We start from the raw sequence: 14,560 nt of genomic DNA, 5'->3' as shown, positions 1-14,560 counted from the left end.
CTGAACTGGAGCATTTATGAAAGTATGGTTACTGCTGTTTTTGACAGCTTTTTCGCTCGGCGCGGCCGCCAACGGCAAGCCGGGCAAATTCGACGGTTATGTGCTGACCTTGTCCTGGTCGCCGACATATTGCGAAGAGCAGCCGCAAGACCGGGAACAATGCGGCAAAAAACTGGGATTGGTACTGCACGGCCTATGGCCGCAATACAAGGTCGGCTATCCGAGTTTTTGCACCCTGGAAGCCTATACGCCGAACCACGCTCAAGCCTTTCCGGACCTGTATCCGTCGGAATTTCTGTTCGAACATGAGTGGGAAAAACATGGCACCTGTTCCGGATTGACTCAGGCCGGCTATTTTCAATTATCGCAAGCGCTGAAGAGCAAGGTTGCGGTGCCGGACGCCTATCGACACCCGCAAAAGCCTTTTAGAACCACGGCGGACGAATTGAAAAAAGCCTTCGCCGACAACAACCCGTGGTTGAAAGAGTCTACTATCGCCCCGTTCTGTAGCGGCGGCGGACGGTTTTTCAAGGAAATGTTCGTGTGCCTGGATAAAAACGGCGCCGCCGCCGAGTGCGGGGTGGATGTGGTGAAGAGTGCGGCGAAGTCTTGCGGACAAAAGGATTTTTTGGTCCGGAATATTAAATAGTGCTTTGTGTCACGGGTGCGGCGGGTGTTTTAATATGTCCGTTCTCGGGGTGCGGCCGGATACTTTTTACCCGCCATTAGACAAGACACGCGTACAGCGCTGAACTCGTCCGGCTCTTCGGCTCGCATCGGCATACACTTTTTGGTGCGGCAATGCGGGAACTTGTGCCGGAAATCGGGAGACTTATCTGCGCTATCAATAAGCGCCGACCGATGACGGTACTTATGGCGCGTGATACGGCTATCGCCGTTGCCGCGCCGATAACGACACTTACGGCTTTTTACCCGAACCCAAACCTCAATATAAATACGTTGGATAAATGACTATCGAATCCCTGATTAACTTTGCGATTCTGCTTCTCGGTGCCGCAGCCGCCGCGTTTTTGGCCTACCGCTCCTTTCAAAAACGCCGGATTCAACTGGGTGCGGAACCGACCCTGCCGCAGTACTTTATCCGGCGCAGCACTTACTGGACCGGGATCGCCCTTTACTGCACCCTAATGGCAGTCTTATTCTGCTTGCTGACTTGGCAGTGGTTACCGCTGGAGCCCCTGGTAACGCTGATCGTCAGCCATTTACGCGCCGGCGAGTTGGTAAATCTGCTCTACGGTCTGGACGGTAATAAACTGTTGCCGCTGATCGCCGCCGGCATCATGTTGTTTTTCATCGCCTGGGAAAGCCAATTTAATCCCTTGCTGATCTTACGGGACAGCATTCACGATGCGTTTGCGATTCCGACCAAAGCGGTCGAGGTTTACAACGCGCTGATCAAATCCCGGCTATCGGCTGCGGACGATAAAATCAAAGCCCAAATTGCCGATCGCCTGTTGGTACAAAGCATAGATGCCGGCGATTTCGATAAAGCCGGTGCCACGGTGGAATACAAATGGGCGCATAACAGTCTGCTGTTCAACCAAATCCAGCATTACGCCGACCAATCATCGTATCGGCGCCTGTTCAGCGAACCCTCGCTGAAATGGGGCGAAATCTGCATTTCCTATAATGCTATGTCGGAAAAAGTGAATATTTGGAAAGAAGCCGAGCCGCATTACACCAAGACCGTCAACTTGTTGAAAGACTTGGATAAATTGACCGGCCTGCTCTGCCGCTTGCTGGCGGCGGCGGTGGTATTCGGCAGCCCCAGCGAGAACGATATGTGGGCGACTGTGAAGCAACTCGGCGGTAATGTCCATGAAGCGCGCTTGAAGCACACTTATAAATACGTGCTGATATTTGCCGCCGCTACGGCCTTCGGCGTGATTTTGGGGCGCGAAGTATCGGTGGCTTTACACAACGTATTTCTGTTTCCGGATAAGCCCTTGCCGCACTTCAGCTATACCACCTTACGCTGGATCGCTTATTCGATCGTGATTTATGTGCTGCCGATTTCCTTAGTCTTCATATTGCGCAGTATCGCCTTCCGGCACCAACAGGAACCCGCCGACCATTATTACGGCTTCTACATGTCCATCATGTTAGTCGGCTTCGTGGTCAGTACCACGATATCGACCTTCATCCTGGAGCTGACTTTCTATCACCGAGACGACTTCAATTTCCTGGACAGCTTCCTAGACCATGCGCGCTGGGGGATTATGCCGGCCCTGATCAGCGGTTTCGTGGCTTACAGGATGGACACGCCGGCCAGCGAAACCGAAGCCTTGAGCAAAACCATCCTTTCCGCAGTACTGCGTTTTCTGGCCTGGGGCGGGATTGCGATTATTTTCATGCTGTATGCGACGGATGATTTGGCTATTGAGAAGCTGAATCTGCGGTTTACCTTGGTGGGGACGGCGTTTTTTGTTTCCGGATTGTTGGGGGCGGCGGCGCGGTTTAAGACAGTCAGCGATTAAAGTTGGATTTGTCGGGTGGGCGCGGAGTTGAAGTTTATGTGTCGCTGACGCGACGGATGTTTTAGATGTCGGTTCTCGGACCGACGGCCGAGATACTTTCTTTTGCGTGGCCAAAAGAAAGTATCCAAAGAAAAAGCCACCCGGATGCCGCTTTACTCCTGCGCACCGAAGCTTTTATCGAGGGTCGGCTGAAGGGGCTTCCCAGCCCCTCCGCCGACGCACCGCATCCATGCGCTGCCCCTTCGGGCTGATCTCGATAAAAGCTTCGGTGCTCGGCGCGGCATACGGGAGAAACCCCCGCACTAAATGCGGTAACTTATTATTTACGAAGTTTTGTGGGGCGCATTAGCGATGGTGTAATGCGCCGAATGATTAAAAGCCAACATACGGCGCAATACGGCTACGCCTATTGACGCCCTACGTATTGCAACTTACGGCCTTGAAGCTTATGACACACGTCGTCGGCAAAGTTGAAGCGGCCTCACACCAACTCGATTGGGCTATTCGCCTGCTAATTGATTACGGCGCGCCAATTCCTGCTATCACACTTGCAGGCGCCGCGGAGGAAATTATCGGCAAAGCGCTTGGGGACATATCTGCGCATGAAATGCTTGTTCAAAGCTTTATTGAATCGCATGACCTAGAACGAAAAATCGTTTCGCGGCACCATCTCAATAAGGCTCGAAATTGGCTTAAGCATTGGACTCCTTCGGAAGAGCCTGAATACGAGAGTTTTGATTTGTTAAATGAAGCAATTCAGGGTATTGCTCGAGGTCTCAGCAACTTACTGAAATATAATCAGTCATTACCAAGCGAAGGGCTGCGCTTTATTGAATGGATTAAAAACCTAACTGATCACTACGAATCTCCCTATTGACATTACCAAATTTAAAGCATTTTGGCATGAGGTTTTCAACAAAATACGCTTTGCGCGGCGAGGTTTGTAATCCTGTCAGCTTACGTTTTTTTACCTGACGACTTTTAGATCAAAAGGCTTGTTGATTTTGAGATAGGAACGGTTTTGATCCTGTATGCCGCGCCGAGCACCGGAGCTTTTGAACGGAATAGCCCGTTAGGGGCGCCGCAGGGGCAGGAAGCCCCTTTCGGCAACCCGGTTCAAAAGCTCCGGAGCGCAGGGAATAAGCGGCATCCGGGTGTCTTTTCTTTTGGATACTTTTCTTTGGAAAAGCAAAGAAAAGTATCGCAGTTGTCGGTCCGCGAACCGACATTCAAAAAAACCGTCGCGTTAGCGACACGTCAGACACAAAAGCCATTACCGCATGGGCACAAAAAACGGTGCCCACCCTACGCCAAACAAGAGTCAAACGTTATACGGCGTAGCAATCCAATCCCTAAGCACCGCCTCGTCCCGCTCCGGCAAATACGCAAAATCCCCGGAGATGTCTTTGTAGACTGCGTCGGCACTGTGAGTGGACACCAGCTTGCCTTTGACCATGTAGAAGAACCAGGCAAACGGGTAGCCGGCCTGACGGTCGAAACGGCTTAGTACATTGCTTAAGGCACTGCCTTTTTTGCCGGAAAAATCTTCCAGATGCGGCAGGTTGTGTTTGTGGGTGTTGATAATTTCCACGTTGACGATTTGTTCGCCAAAGCGGCCGGTGTGGCGGTAGGGACGGATGATCCAGTCGTCGCACATCCGACTTTTCTGGCCGGCACTGCTGCGGTTCCAGTCGTCCATGAAACGTTGTACCGGATGTTCGCCGGGATGGCGTTCGTTAATGACTTCCATGAACAGCTTTACATCGGTTTTGCGCCGATAGGTATATCTAGAATGCCCGAAGCCGAAGCTCTCGATGCAAAAAGGTTGTAGGGGGTCGATAAATTCTTCCAGATCGTCGGGCGGATTAGCTTCGTCCACCAGCATCCGATCCGACACTTCGTGGGTTTTGTCGATTTCGATCAGCGTGAAATCTTCGGCTTTTTCGCCGGTCTGTACCACAAAATACAAGGTTTTGCCGGTTTGCTTGGTGGCGATCAGTTTTTGTTCCAGCGTGTAATCGATCAGGGTCTGCAGGTTTTGCCCGCATTCCAGATAGGTGCGTTCCACCCATTCGATCAGATCATTGGCGATGCGTTTGCCGCCCATATCCACCACGCCGCCTAGCCGGTACCACTCGTCACCTGTCAATGCCAAATGGATAGGCTGGTCTGGGATCAGCGCCTGTAATTTACTCAGCAGCAAATCGTCGGTCTGTCCGGGGATGATTTTTTTACAGCAATCGGTAATGTCTTGTCCGGCAAGATTGAGTCGTGATTCAGTCATGATCGGCTTTAGGGCTAGAGATTGAATTCAGGCGTTGCTGTACCAATTCGCGGACGTCGGGTTCCGGGTCGTCGGCAAGCGCGGCCAGGTTGGCTGGATCGACCTTTAATGCCGCAGTGTAGCGCACCACCCAGTCGCTGTCGCTTAGCAGCATGGTAGCATCTTCCGGCGACATGCGTTCGGCGACAATACGCCGCACGTCCGGCGAGCGGTCGTTGGCCATCAACCCCAGACTGACTTCCGGCAACCTTTCGGCCACGCGCTTGCGTACTTGCAAGTCTTCGTCCTTAATAAAGCGGAACAAGCGGCCGGGCGCCAAGCGCTTTGCCACCATCAAACGCACGATGTAGTCGGGATCGTTGGCCAGCAATTCCAAATGCTCCAGATCGATACGATCGGCGACCGTCATCCGTACTTCGCGGTCCGGGTCGTCGATCAGGGCCTGTAGTTGCTGGGCCGGCAGCCGAAAAGCCACGGCACGGCGCACGACTTCGTCCTCGTCTTCGATTAGCGGCAACAGAGTTTTTAGGGGGGCGTAACGCACGGCAATCGCCCGCCGCTCCCAGAATTTGTCTTGCAAATAGTGAACGGCATAAGCCGGATTGACCCGGAAGAAGCGGTCGATCTGCCGGCCGCTATTGATGAACACACAGGTATCGCCGGGCATGCAGCGGCCCATCAGCAGGGTTTTCCCGCGGAATGGGCAGAGGCTGCAATCGGCGACAGGTAGGGTAACAGGGCTGTCTTGATCCGCCATGTTATCGCCTTATTCGCTGATAACTTCTGCTATCACAATACCGGAGGCATTTTCGTAGTTGTCAGTAATCCGTAGACAATGTTCCCGGCCGTCGACCAGATATAGATTAAAGCCCGCGCCTTCCCATAATGGATCGTTGTTGGGCAGATCGTCGTCCATGCAATAGGTGAAATGCACGCCCGGATATTCACCTCTTAGCGCGCTCACGACGGTCTCGTTCAAATCTTGGCCGTTAATTTTTTCAGCTATGGTTTGTAATTGTTCTGGACTAATCATCGTTAGGATTCCTGTTCGAAACAAACGCGTTGCAGAGGCTGGATGCCCATCGATTTGGCTAGCCACGGAGGCGGGGCATGCGCTAAAACGATTTGCAGTTGCTTGACGATTTGAGTGATGGCTTCGCCCTGATCGGCTTTGACCGGGTGAATGCCGTATTTAATAATCTTCGCCGCAGCCGGCCCACCTATGGAAGCAATATACAGCACCCGGCAGTCGGCAATGAGCTCCGCGCGGTAAACGTTCTTGTCATCGTGTTTTCGTTGCGCATCGAGATCTATACTGCGCACATCGATTAAACGGGCATCCGCAGCGGCAATCTGATAAATCAAAAATTGCCGGCAAGAACCAAAATGACCGCTGATCGTTTGCGGATCGTCGCTACCGATCGCGATGCGTATCGAACTGCTCGGTTCGGTTAGCCGGGCGCCATCGGCCGCTTGCGCCTTGGTCTCATCGTTTTGCAGAATGCGCAAGGATTCGAGGATGCTGTCGGCATCGGCAACAATCCCGAAATTATTCAGCGCTTGTTGGAATTGGGCCTTGCCAAGTTCGGCAAGACTACTGTCATTCAAGACCGGCCCGGTGCAGGCGCGCAACACGGAGATAAAAAGCTTGGGCGGGGTATCGGGTAGGGCGCGAGCCGCTAACCCGATGCGCAAGGCCAGTTCCCTGGTTAAGGTCGACTGGCTCATGGCTTTAAGCCACTAAAGGCAAAATGCAGTTGTCGATTGGGCAAACCTTAACGCATTGCGGTTCGTCGTAATCGCCATTGCACTCGGTGCAGGTTTTTTTGTTGATTTCAAACACGATAGCCCCTTCCTTGATGGAGTCGGTAGGGCAGACCGGCAGACAATCGCCGCAGGATATGCATTCTTCGGCAACAATATACAGAGACATGATTTATTCCTCCGATAAACGTTTAGCTTGCAAAGTCGTGGGAATTTTAGGCGGAGGAGACAGCGGATCAAAGTAATATTTCGAACCGTCGCCAAGCACGACTTCGCCGCCCCATTTTTCGGGACTATCGAACTCCAGCGATTCGATGGTTTCTTCCAGGTCTTTTTTGGCTATGTAGAACAGCAATTTGCCGTCTTCGCGTTTCCTGAGCATGACGCTAGGCATTGGGATTCTCCAGACAAGTGTAGGTCGGGTTAAGCCTTCGCCGTAACCCGACACGATGTGGTTGACTAGCTTAAAGAAGCGATGGGCGCCGGAGTCCGGCGCCCACCCTACGATTAACGGATCAAATCGTAGTTGTAGTCGGTGGTTCCCATGCCTTTGGTTTCTTTATCCAGCTGTTCCAGCAAGGCGTTGACGATGGTGGTCAGCAGATACATACCGCCTTCGTAACCCAAGGTTGTCATCCGGTGCAGATGGTGACGATCGAAGATTGGGAAGCCGATGCGGATCAACGGTACTTCGAACTCTTCGCCTTTGTAGAAGGTGTCGCGTTGGATAAATTTGCCGTAGGAGTTGCCGATCATGAAGTCCGGTTTGTTGGTGAACATCAATGAACGGAAGTGCCACAAGTCCTTGCCAATATGTACAGTCGCGGTTTGACCGTAAGGCGAGGCTTTCAACACTTCTTCAACTGCTTTTTTGTAACGTTTGTTCGCGTGGTTGACTAACACGTCCGTTACCTCGGCGCCCATTTCCAGCAGGAATTTGGTCATACCCAAAGCAAAGTCCGCGTCGCCGTACAAGGCGAATTTTTTGCCGTGTAGCCAAGCGTGTGAGTCGGTCATCATGTCGACATAACGGCCGCGTTCCACTTCCAGCGATTTTGGAATCGGTTTGCCGGTCAGTTCGGAGATTTTCATCAGGAACTGGTCGGTCCATTCCAGGCCCATCGGAATGTTCAGCTTAGGCGCGTCGTGTTTCCAAGTGGTTTCGACGAATTTTTTGGTTTTTTCCAACTGCCAAGGTTGCAGCAACACGGTGGTAATCGCGTTTGGTGCATCTTTAACTTCGTCGATGGTGGTGCCACCGGCATACATGTTGAAGTGGCCGTCGGCTGGGGTGTCCAGTACTTCGGTAGGATCGCTCAACAAGGTGTGATCGACACCCATTTCGTTCAACATCCGGTGAATTACGCGGAAGTTGCCCAAATAGGTTTCAAAACCGGGTACCAGGTTGATTTTACCGTTGGAACCGACTTCTTTGCCTTCCATATAGTTCAGCGTGAAGTAACGGGCAATCCCTTCGAACATATTATCCCAACCGGTGGTATGGCTACCGACGAAGCTAGGGGTATGAGCGAACGGTACTGGGTAGTCTTGATCGACGTGACCTTCTTTTTTCGCGTTGTTGATAAACGCGTTCAAGTCGTCACCGATAACTTCCGCCATACAGGTGGTCGATACCGCAATCATGGTTGGTTTGTACAGGGCCTTGGCGTTTTCCAAACCGGCGAACATGTTTTTCTGACCACCAAATACCGCCGCGTCTTCAGTCATAGAGTCGGAAACGCAAGAGATAGGCTCTTTGAAATGACGGTTGAAGTAAGTCCGGAAGTAAGCCACACAACCTTGTGAACCGTGCACATAAGGCATGGTTTTTTCAAAGCCCAGTGCGCACAGTACCGCACCCAGAGGTTGGCAAGCTTTCGCAGGGTTGACGGTAATCGCTTCGCGTTGGAAGTTCAGTTCTTGGTATTCCTTGGTTGTGGTCCATTGGAATACTTCGTCTATCGTGTCTTGCGGATGACGTTCTTCGTATTGTTCACGTTTGTTAGCCAGATTTTCCTTGTATTCGTCGGTTCTGAATAAAGGATAACTTGGTTGAATATTGTCGACATTTTGGCTCATGATAATCTCCTAACGCGCCACTAATCTGTGGTCCGGCGTTGATTGGATTTTGCCGGGAATGAAATCCCGACCGATATTTGGTTCCTGGCAAGGCGGGCGGTTTGCCCACCTTTCCGGGAATTTAGGCGGGCGAAGCCCAACCTACGGATTACGCAACCGCTTTAACTGGTTCGCTCTCGGTAGCCTCGGTTTTCCAAGGTGCTTTGAAGCTTTTCCAGCAAGGATTGTTGATGGTCATGTCCATATCACGGGCGAAGATGGCAAAACCGTCGTAGCCGTGATAAGGGCCTGAGTAATCCCAGGAGTGCATTTGGCGGAAAGGCACGCCCATTTTTTGGAAAATGTATTTTTCCTTGATACCGGAGCCGACCAAATCAGGTTGAACTCTTTTCACGAACTCTTCGAATTCGTAGCCGGTGACGTCGTCGTACAACAAGGTGGCATTGCCCATTTCCTTGATGGTACGGTCGTAGTCGTCGTTGTGACCGAACTCGTAACCGGTACCGACCACTTCCATGCCCAAATCTTCGTAGGCACCGATCACGTGGCGAGGACGCAAGCCGCCGATGTACAACATCACGCGTTTGCCTTCCAGGCGTGGTTTGTACTTGGCGATTACCGCTTCGTATTCCGCTTCATAACGCTTGATGACGCGTTCCGCACCTTCTTTGATGGTGTCGTCGAAGTGAGCGGCGATTCTGCGCAAAGACTCGGCGATTTTGGTCGGACCGAAGAAGTTGTACTCGATCCAAGGGATGTTGTACTTTTCTTCCATGTGGCGCGCGATGTAGTTCATCGAACGGTAGCAGTGAATCAGGTTCAGTTTCACTTTTGGGGTTTTTTCGATCTCGGCAATAGTACCGTCGCCAGACCATTGCGCGACAACGCGCAGACCCATTTCTTCCAACAAAGTACGTGATGCCCAAGCGTCACCACCGATGTTGTAGTCGCCGATGACGGCTACATCGTATGGAGTGGTTGGGAAGCTTTCGTCGCCGTCGCGGTTTTCCAATACCCAGTCGCGGATTGCGTCGTTAGCGATATGGTGACCCAGCGATTGCGAAACACCGCGGAAGCCTTCGCAACGAACCGGCACGATGGTTTTGTTGTACTCTTTGTTTTTAACTTTGGAAACCGCTTCGATATCGTCGCCGATCAGACCGATTGGGCACTCGGATTGAATCGAGATACCTTTGTTGAGCGGGAATAAGGTTTCGATTTCGTCGATACATTTAGCCAGCTTTTTGTCGCCGCCGAATACGATGTCTTTTTCGGTAAAATCCGAGGTAAAGTTCATCGTACCGAAGGTGTTGACACCTGTAGTACCCACGTAATAGTTACGGCGACCGGCGCGGGAATATTGTCCGCAGCCAACCGGGCCGTGAGAAATATGAATCATGTCCTTAATAGGACCCCATACCACCCCTTTGGAACCGGCATACGCACAACCACGAATGGTCATGACGCCTGGCAGGGATTTACGGTTGGATGTAATACACTTGTTTGATTTTTCCAAGCTTTGATCGTTAATGGCCAAATGTTTGGCACGATCGGCTTTGGCTTTTTCGGGATAGACTTCCAGCACTTCTTGAATAAGCGCTTCGGTCTCTTCTCTTGTCATGGCTGCCATGATGAAATCCTCCTGGTAGTCGTGGGTAATCCCCCACAGACCTGTTAGGAACAATGCGAAAGCAAGTTGGGCCAGCTAACGCCAACCCAACTTACATACTGATTAAGCGCTGGCTTCTGCCGCCGCGGTTACACCGACGACGCTTTCATCCACTTCTTCCATGACGCCAAATTCCATCAACAGGTCTTCCAATTCGTCCATAGTGATTGGAGTAGGAATAACCAAGTTTGTGTTGTTGATGATTTTGTTCGCCAGGTCGCGGTACTCTTGCGCTTGTTTGGCTTCTGGTTCGTACTCGATAACTGTCATACGGCGGATTTCAGCGCGTTGTACAACGTTGTCGCGTGGTACGAAATGGATCATGTGAGTGCCCATTTTTCTGGCCAATTCCATGATTAGTTCGTCTTCACGAGCGGTTTGACGTGAGTTGCAGATCAAACCGGCCAAACGTACGCCGCCTGAATTGGCGTATTTCACGATACCTTTAGCGATGTTGTTGGCAGCATACATAGCCATCATCTCGCCTGAGCAAACGATGTAAATTTCTTGCGCTTTGTTTTCACGAATTGGCATCGCGAAACCGCCGCACACAACGTCACCCAATACATCGTAGAATACGAAGTCTAGGTCGTCAGTGTAAGCACCTTCTTCTTCCAAGAAGTTGATCGCAGTGATAACACCACGGCCTGCGCAACCAACGCCAGGCTCTGGACCGCCGGACTCAACGCATTTAATGTCGCGGTAACCGACTTTCAATACGTCTTCCAATTCCAAATCTTCCACGCTGCCGGCGTCAGCTGCCATTTGCATGATAGAGTTTTGCGCTTTCGCATGCAGGATCAAACGAGTAGAATCGGCTTTAGGGTCGCAGCCGACGATCATTACTTTTTTGCCAAGCTCAGCCAAGCCAGCAACCAGGTTTTGCGTGGTGGTAGATTTACCAATACCACCTTTACCGTAAATAGCACATTGACGTAATCTCGCCATGATCTTCTCCTCTTGAGTAGGTGTTGTTAATAACAACCTGATATCAGCAATGGTCGTGCCAAAACAAAATTACAACCTAACACATTGAAATATATGATAAATAATCTTTGTCACCGGAATTTTAAGTGGTGAGGTTAACAACATTGTTTGTAGCGGGTGTTATTTAACTAACACAAATCGCGGGGTTTTTAGGAAGCCTGTCGTATCGGCAACATGATCTTGCCCGGATTTGACGGACACTCAACTAAGCGACTTTTTTAGCTTCAAAATTTTCCGGGCTGATATAGCCTAATTTGGAGTGAAGCCTTTTTCGATTGTAATACACTTCGATATATTCAAACACTTGGTACTTGGCGGCTGATCGGGTTAAAAACCGTTCGCCATGAATCGCCTCGACTTTAAAACTGTGGTTCCAGCTTTCCATGGCGGCGTTGTCATAGCAATCGCCTTTCTTGCTCATGCTGCAAATCAATTGGTGTTTGGTGAAAAGCTTCTGGTAGGCGGCAGAGCAATACTGGCTGCCTCGATCCGAATGGACAATGACGCCTTTAGGCATTCGGTGACGCCATAACGCCATGATCAGGGCATCACAAACCAACGTTGCCGTCATCCGTTCGGAAATGGCCCAACCGATCACTCGACGTGAATAAAGCTCAAGTACCACCGCTAAATACAGCCAACCTTCTTCCGTCCAAATATAGGTGATATCCGATACCCATTTTTGATCGGGGCCGTCTGCCGTGAAGTTTTGTTCCAACCGATTCGGGGCGACCGGTAACGAGTGGTTGCTGTTCGTTGTGGCTTTGTATTTCTTAGCCGCCTTCGCTCTCCAGCCATGGCTTCGCATGATCCTGGCTACCCGGTGTCGGCCTGCTGATTTTCCTTCGTCTTGTAGTCGCTGTGTAATTCTGGGTGAACCAGGACGGCCTTTCTCATCCTCAAAAATACGTTTAATCTCATTGGCTAGCCATTTATTCGCTTCGCCTCTATCGGAAAGTGGCCTGCACTTCCAGTCGTAGTAGCCACTCCGTGAGACCGTTAACAGGCGGCACATGAGTCCCACAGGGAATTGATCTTCATTAGCTTTGATCATGGCGTACTTCACTTGGGCTGTTTGGCAAAGTACGCTGCCGCCTTTTTTAAAAAGGCGACTTCCTCTTCCAGGCGGGTGTTTTCTCGTTTAAGCCGCGCCATTTCGGCCTGCTGTAGCTTTTGATCTTCGAAGGGCTGTCCTGTTTGGCGACGCTTGGCTCGCCAGTTGTACAGCATCGATTCGGCGAGCCCTAAATCTTTGGCCGCCTTTGGGATGCCATCCTTGTCGGCACGCTCCAGGGCTTGTTCTTTAAACTGCGCGGTATATTTGTTGCGGACAACGGGGATCTTTGATTCGTTTTGGGCTTTCATGATTTTCCTCGGGGTTAGAGATTACTCTCTTAGCCGAGTGTCCGATAGATCAGGGCAAGATCAACATATCTCCTTCCCGCGCAAGGTTCAGTCAGTTGTTTGGTTCCGGCCGATTTAAATAGAACAGATTAGGGCGTTGGTCGAACAAAGCAAATTGATTGAACGGCAGTGTATGGCGACCGCTCGCACAAGCAAACCGTTTGAGCTTTGAGGTGGTTGTAAGGTTGAACGAAACGGATTTGATGACAGGTAACGCGCGAAACCTAGCTAAGTGTACATCCCATTTTCAGGGGCGGGGGCGGGCGCTGATATTTATAGCTCGCGGCATGGCCGACAAGCAGAACAAATCGCGAATCTATTTTTTTGCCAGCATAACATCGCTAGATCTGGCACTGATTGTCACTATTAAACAGGCTAAGGCGAAGACCATCATCATGAGTCAGCATCATGCCTACCCGATGAGATCAAAAATTATAAGTTTCCAGAAGTCCGTATGGAATTGTCCAAGCAAAACGGCGAACTGCTTGCAGATGTATAAATGTCAACAATTTGATTTTATTCAAAATACAAATGGTCTTCGCTAGTAAAAATATTTACACAATAGCCAATTGAGAACATAGCCGACTCTTTACGCAAACAGAGATCAATCCACATTCTATTTCCCAGCCATCAACGCCCATGAATGCGTTTCTGGGTTGTCGCTATATTCTTGCGGATGCCGTCTTGGCTTAACCAACTAGGCGTTTGACTTATTAAGCCTATTTCATAGAGATAGTTAGGGCTTAATTGAAAAGCGTCGCGGGCCGGTTTAAAAGCGCTTGGCTTTTTGTTTTTGCTAATCATGGTATTCCCCCAAAATACAGTTCATTCACAGTAATCGGCTATGTTTTGCCAGATTACTCAATATTGATAGAGCAAAGAAAATGCCATTTCGCCGCTACTCACTAGTTCCGATGCGAACGGCACGATAGAAACCTGTACGCCGGGTTATTTGGCAGCAAAAATACTGTCATTCGCGTCAGCCTAATGACAGTATTGGTCACAAACCGGTTTTAATCCCCTCAATACAGTGTAAGCATCACTAATTCCGCGACAAACCAATTCAACAACTGTCCCTTCGTGCTTGTACCTTAGAACAATCGACCGAAATCAAGCTATAGCTGAGAATCGCGTCTCATTTTTCACTTTTAGGGACTATGTATGACATTTAGAAGCAGGGCCAGCCTTTTATTAGCCGGTATTGTTACGCTGACGGCGAACATTTTCGCACCGATAGCAAATGCGTCCACAACAACCAACCTCGGTTCGTTGAGTCTGCCGTTCGGCATCGTTGCTAGCGATAACAGTCTTGCCGGAAACTCCGCCTTCAGCGACCTTTGGACATTTACCTTGGGAACAAGTGCTGTACTGGTGGATTCCGAGGTCTCGTCAACCATTACAGAAACCAGCACAATCCCGGGCTATTCAGGTTCATCCGTTAATGGTGTTCAGCTGTCGTCCGTTCAATTGTTTAGCGGAACAGATACATCTGGAACTTTAATTACGCAGACCATTAGTAGCGTAGTCAGCTCGGCCCCCTACTACCCATTTACTTTCACTACATTGATTTCGAGAACCACGGACACTTACAACCTATTCTTGAATAATATTAGCTTGTCTGCTGGCACCTATACGCTAGCAGTAAATGGACAGGTTTTTGGTAACACCCCAGGGACTTTTTCCGGCAATTTGTCTTTGATTGCCAACACCGTCGCTACACCTTCAGCGCCTGTACCGATGCCGGCTGCGGTTTGGTTATTCAGCAGTGGCTTGGGTTTTCTTGCACTCAGAACCCGTCGTAAAAGGTTGGACAACTGAAGCAATCGGTTTCGGCAAGAATGATTAAGCCGGGTAACACCGGCTTTTTTATTGCCG

15 protein-coding genes are annotated in these 14,560 nt (G+C 50.4%); 5 read left to right on the top strand and 10 right to left on the bottom strand.

Annotation, left to right across the window (positions count from 1 at the left end; genetic code table 11):
* Window positions 1-16 precede the first annotated feature (16 nt).
* The 3 genes from ACH50O_RS22045 (at window position 17) to ACH50O_RS22035 (ending at window position 3,375) form a co-directional block, all read left to right on the top strand.
* Window positions 17-649: a ribonuclease T2 family protein gene (locus tag ACH50O_RS22045; RefSeq protein ID WP_446809900.1), complete on the top strand. Its 633-nt coding sequence runs from the start codon at window positions 17-19 to the stop codon at window positions 647-649.
* Window positions 650-968: 319 nt separating this feature from the next.
* Entirely contained in the window at window positions 969-2,498 is a 1,530-nt protein-coding gene (locus ACH50O_RS22040) for a hypothetical protein (RefSeq protein ID WP_446809899.1), read from the top strand.
* Between the two features lie 448 nt (window positions 2,499-2,946).
* Window positions 2,947-3,375, top strand: a complete 429-nt coding sequence (locus ACH50O_RS22035; RefSeq protein ID WP_446809898.1) for a hypothetical protein — start codon at window positions 2,947-2,949, stop codon at window positions 3,373-3,375.
* Window positions 3,376-3,819: 444 nt separating this feature from the next.
* Here the strand turns inward: ACH50O_RS22035 and ACH50O_RS22030 are convergent, their stop codons facing one another.
* The 10 genes from ACH50O_RS22030 to ACH50O_RS21985 all read right to left on the bottom strand — a co-directional run bounded on the left by ACH50O_RS22030 (window position 3,820) and on the right by ACH50O_RS21985 (window position 12,646).
* Complete coding sequence (locus tag ACH50O_RS22030) at window positions 3,820-4,782, bottom strand: hypothetical protein (protein ID WP_446809897.1); 963 nt, start codon at window positions 4,780-4,782, stop codon at window positions 3,820-3,822.
* Window positions 4,775-5,539 carry a 4Fe4S-binding leucine-rich repeat protein gene (locus ACH50O_RS22025; RefSeq protein ID WP_446809896.1) on the bottom strand — a complete coding sequence of 255 codons (765 nt, stop codon included), beginning with the start codon at window positions 5,537-5,539 and terminating at the stop codon, window positions 4,775-4,777. The genes ACH50O_RS22030 and ACH50O_RS22025 overlap by 8 nt, the downstream gene beginning before the upstream one ends.
* 9 nt (window positions 5,540-5,548) lie before the next feature.
* Window positions 5,549-5,815: a DUF6129 family protein gene (locus tag ACH50O_RS22020; RefSeq protein WP_446809895.1), complete on the bottom strand. Its 267-nt coding sequence runs from the start codon at window positions 5,813-5,815 to the stop codon at window positions 5,549-5,551.
* A gap of 2 nt (window positions 5,816-5,817) precedes the next feature.
* Entirely contained in the window at window positions 5,818-6,510 is a 693-nt protein-coding gene (gene nifX / locus ACH50O_RS22015) for a nitrogen fixation protein NifX (protein ID WP_446809894.1), read from the bottom strand.
* A 4-nt stretch (window positions 6,511-6,514) separates the two neighbouring features.
* On the bottom strand, window positions 6,515-6,715 hold the full coding sequence (locus tag ACH50O_RS22010; protein ID WP_020483289.1) for a 4Fe-4S binding protein: 201 nt from the start codon (window positions 6,713-6,715) through the stop codon (window positions 6,515-6,517).
* Between the two features lie 3 nt (window positions 6,716-6,718).
* On the bottom strand, window positions 6,719-6,940 hold the full coding sequence (nifT, locus tag ACH50O_RS22005; RefSeq protein WP_446809893.1) for a putative nitrogen fixation protein NifT: 222 nt from the start codon (window positions 6,938-6,940) through the stop codon (window positions 6,719-6,721).
* A gap of 113 nt (window positions 6,941-7,053) precedes the next feature.
* A complete protein-coding gene (nifK, locus tag ACH50O_RS22000; RefSeq protein WP_446809892.1) occupies window positions 7,054-8,625 on the bottom strand; it encodes a nitrogenase molybdenum-iron protein subunit beta in 1,572 nt (523 codons plus the stop codon).
* Between the two features lie 148 nt (window positions 8,626-8,773).
* Window positions 8,774-10,255, bottom strand: a complete 1,482-nt coding sequence (gene nifD, locus ACH50O_RS21995) for a nitrogenase molybdenum-iron protein alpha chain (protein ID WP_446809891.1) — start codon at window positions 10,253-10,255, stop codon at window positions 8,774-8,776.
* A gap of 102 nt (window positions 10,256-10,357) precedes the next feature.
* Entirely contained in the window at window positions 10,358-11,242 is an 885-nt protein-coding gene (gene nifH, locus ACH50O_RS21990) for a nitrogenase iron protein (protein ID WP_446809890.1), read from the bottom strand.
* A gap of 244 nt (window positions 11,243-11,486) precedes the next feature.
* Window positions 11,487-12,646 (bottom strand): IS3 family transposase gene (locus ACH50O_RS21985; protein ID WP_446807918.1). Its coding sequence is split into 2 segments (ribosomal slippage): window positions 11,487-12,373 and window positions 12,373-12,646, totalling 1,161 coding nucleotides; the frame shifts between segments, so codons are not numbered across the junction.
* Window positions 12,647-12,804: 158 nt separating this feature from the next.
* On the opposite strand from ACH50O_RS21985, the gene ACH50O_RS21980 reads away from it, so the two are divergent.
* Together ACH50O_RS21980 and ACH50O_RS21975 are read left to right on the top strand one after the other, a co-directional pair.
* Window positions 12,805-13,230 carry a hypothetical protein gene (locus ACH50O_RS21980; RefSeq protein WP_446809889.1) on the top strand — a complete coding sequence of 142 codons (426 nt, stop codon included), beginning with the start codon at window positions 12,805-12,807 and terminating at the stop codon, window positions 13,228-13,230.
* A 616-nt stretch (window positions 13,231-13,846) separates the two neighbouring features.
* Window positions 13,847-14,503, top strand: a complete 657-nt coding sequence (locus ACH50O_RS21975; protein ID WP_446809888.1) for a hypothetical protein — start codon at window positions 13,847-13,849, stop codon at window positions 14,501-14,503.
* The last annotated feature ends 57 nt before the right edge of the window (window positions 14,504-14,560 follow it).

The sequence above is a fragment of the Methylomonas sp. 2BW1-5-20 genome (assembly GCF_052474515.1).
Note: the sequence above shows the minus strand (reverse complement) of the source record. Positions and strands in the feature narration are given on the sequence as shown.

Bases quoted from the DNA above. Each gene is read 5' to 3' on its own strand.
- ACH50O_RS22045 (WP_446809900.1), top strand. From the start codon at position 17: ATGAAAGTATGGTTACTGCTGTTTTTGACAGCTTTTTCGCTCGGCGCG.
- nifX (WP_446809894.1), bottom strand. From the start codon at position 6,510: ATGAGCCAGTCGACCTTAACCAGGGAACTGGCCTTGCGCATCGGGTTA.
- ACH50O_RS21975 (WP_446809888.1), top strand. From the start codon at position 13,847: ATGACATTTAGAAGCAGGGCCAGCCTTTTATTAGCCGGTATTGTTACG.
- nifT (WP_446809893.1), bottom strand. From the start codon at position 6,940: ATGCCTAGCGTCATGCTCAGGAAACGCGAAGACGGCAAATTGCTGTTC.
- nifD (WP_446809891.1), bottom strand. From the start codon at position 10,255: ATGGCAGCCATGACAAGAGAAGAGACCGAAGCGCTTATTCAAGAAGTG.
- ACH50O_RS22040 (WP_446809899.1), top strand. From the start codon at position 969: ATGACTATCGAATCCCTGATTAACTTTGCGATTCTGCTTCTCGGTGCC.
- ACH50O_RS22035 (WP_446809898.1), top strand. From the start codon at position 2,947: ATGACACACGTCGTCGGCAAAGTTGAAGCGGCCTCACACCAACTCGAT.
- ACH50O_RS22010 (WP_020483289.1), bottom strand. From the start codon at position 6,715: ATGTCTCTGTATATTGTTGCCGAAGAATGCATATCCTGCGGCGATTGT.
- ACH50O_RS22020 (WP_446809895.1), bottom strand. From the start codon at position 5,815: ATGATTAGTCCAGAACAATTACAAACCATAGCTGAAAAAATTAACGGC.
- ACH50O_RS22030 (WP_446809897.1), bottom strand. From the start codon at position 4,782: ATGACTGAATCACGACTCAATCTTGCCGGACAAGACATTACCGATTGC.
- nifH (WP_446809890.1), bottom strand. From the start codon at position 11,242: ATGGCGAGATTACGTCAATGTGCTATTTACGGTAAAGGTGGTATTGGT.
- ACH50O_RS22025 (WP_446809896.1), bottom strand. From the start codon at position 5,539: ATGGCGGATCAAGACAGCCCTGTTACCCTACCTGTCGCCGATTGCAGC.
- nifK (WP_446809892.1), bottom strand. From the start codon at position 8,625: ATGAGCCAAAATGTCGACAATATTCAACCAAGTTATCCTTTATTCAGA.